This window comes from Pseudorhodoplanes sp., assembly GCF_035565795.1.
In the GTDB taxonomy this organism is placed as follows: domain Bacteria; phylum Pseudomonadota; class Alphaproteobacteria; order Rhizobiales; family Xanthobacteraceae; genus Pseudorhodoplanes.
The window spans coordinates 1-1,950 of the sequence record NZ_DATMRV010000161.1; the positions used below are offsets into that span (position 1 = coordinate 1).

Annotated in this window: 3 protein-coding genes; 1 reads left to right on the top strand and 2 read right to left on the bottom strand. The window is 64.4% G+C overall.

Going from position 1 to position 1,950, the window contains the following annotated elements; all coding sequences use genetic code 11:
• Positions 1 to 731: amidohydrolase family protein (locus tag VNZ93_RS14750; RefSeq protein WP_325706424.1), on the bottom strand; the 731-nt coding region annotated here is incomplete at its 3' end.
• A gap of 66 nt (positions 732 to 797) precedes the next feature.
• The gene (locus VNZ93_RS14755) at positions 798 to 1,424 is read right to left on the bottom strand and encodes a MarC family protein (RefSeq protein ID WP_325706426.1); all 627 of its coding nucleotides are present in this window, start codon (positions 1,422 to 1,424) and stop codon (positions 798 to 800) included.
• 263 nt (positions 1,425 to 1,687) lie between these two features.
• On the opposite strand from VNZ93_RS14755, the gene VNZ93_RS14760 reads away from it, so the two are divergent.
• Positions 1,688 to 1,950: DNA gyrase subunit A (locus VNZ93_RS14760; RefSeq protein WP_414710083.1), on the top strand; the 263-nt coding region annotated here is incomplete at its 3' end.

Genomic DNA, 1,950 nt, shown 5'->3' on the forward strand with positions numbered 1-1,950 from the left:
TAGCCGGTCGGCTCGCCATTCTTGTCGCGCACGTAATAGCTGAAGCGCGGGATCGGGTCCGGCGTGTCGCGATTGACGCCGGCGATCTCCAGCGCCTTGCTGTTGGCCCACAGGCTGTGGCCGTCGATGGCGAAGAAGAAGGCCGGACGATCGGGGACGATGGCGTCGAGCAGGGCGCGCGTCGGCCCCTCCGGCGGAAACATGTCGACGCGCCAGCCGAAGCCGCGGATCGGTCCCCGCGGGTTGTTCTTTGCATAGGTCCGAATGGCTTCGATCGCCTCAGCGAGGGTGGGCACCTGGAGATCGATGCCCGACGTGAGAAAGGCGCCGAGGAAGGGATGCGTGTGGCCCTCGACGAAACCCGGCATCAGCAGCTTGCCGGCAAGATCGACCACCTTGGTGTTCGGCCCGGCGAGCGCCATCGCGCCGGCTTCGTCGCCGACATGGATGATCCGGTTGCCTCTGACCGCCACGCCCGTCGCCCATAACGAGGGGCCCGCCACGGTGTAGATCGGGCCATTGCGAAATATGTAGTCGGCTGGACCCGTGCCGGCGCCCTGGCGAGCCTCCTGTGCGGACACGGCCGTGGCCTGGAAGACCGGAGCGCCGGCCATGGCCGCCGCAGTCATCGCCGCGCCGGCCTTCAATACGTTGCGCCGCGTTGGCCCGCCGCCGGTTCCAGCCTTTCCGAACGCGGCGAAATAGGGCGACCAGTCACACGCCATGCACATCGATGTTCACTCCCAGATCCTGGCGGAGAGTGAGTGCTTGGGCTTTTCAGGTCCGTTAACGGCGGCCTAGTTCCACACCGCCCGCACGCCATCGATCACGAACTGCACCGCGAGCGCAGCGAGGATCACGCCGAGCAACCGCTCCAGCACGATGTTGCCGGTCACGCCGAGCAGCCTGGAAATGCGCGTGCCGATCAGGAAGCCGACAAGGCACGCCGCCATCACGATCGCGATGACCGCGATCAGGCCGCCAAGCCGTACCGGATCGCCATAGGCGCGGCCGGCCAGCAGGATCACTGCCGTGATCGCGCCGGGTCCCGCCATCAGCGGAATGGCGAGCGGAAACGCCGCGATGTTACGAACATGCTCGTCCTCGATTGCGGCTTCAGCCGTACCGGCTTCGCGTACGATGCGTATGCCGAACACCATCTCGGACGCGATCGAGAACAGCAGGAGGCCGCCCGCGATCCGGAAAGCCGGCAGGCCGATCCCGAGCTGCCGCAGCAGCCAGTCGCCGATCAGCGCCGCGCCGCACAGGATCAGGAAGGCGATCACGCTCGCCCGGATCCCGACGCTCCGGCGGGCAGGGACGGTCAGCCGGGAGGTCAACGAGTTGAAGATCGGGACGAGCCCGAGCGGGTCGACCACCACCAGCAACGTGACCAGAGCCGACACGAAGAATTCGATCTGCATGATGCGGAACCCTCGCGTGCGGAGGCAAAAAAGGCAATGCTGCGGCAGCTTCGGCGTCGGTCTCGGACGGTCAAATAAGTTATTGAAATAACTTAGTAAATTAAGTCGCCAGAGACACAAAAGTATTGGCGTTGCCGAGCTGAATCGGCTATTGCTGCGGCCAATTCAGCTTCCCTGGACAACCTTTCTTGGCCGATCCCGAAAATCCAGCTTCCGGAGGCGCGCTGCCGCCGGACATTCGCCCCGTTTCAATCACGGACGAAATGAAGCGCTCGTATCTCGATTACGCGATGAGCGTAATCGTGTCGCGTGCGCTGCCGGACGCGCGCGACGGCCTCAAGCCCGTGCATCGGCGCATCCTCTATTCGATGCACGAGCAGGGGCACACGCCCGACAAGAAATACGTGAAGTCGGCCCGCATCGTCGGCGACGTGATGGGTAAATATCACCCGCACGGCGACCAGGCGATCTATGACTCGCTCGTTCGCATGGCGCAGGATTTCTCCATGCGCCTGATGCTGATCGA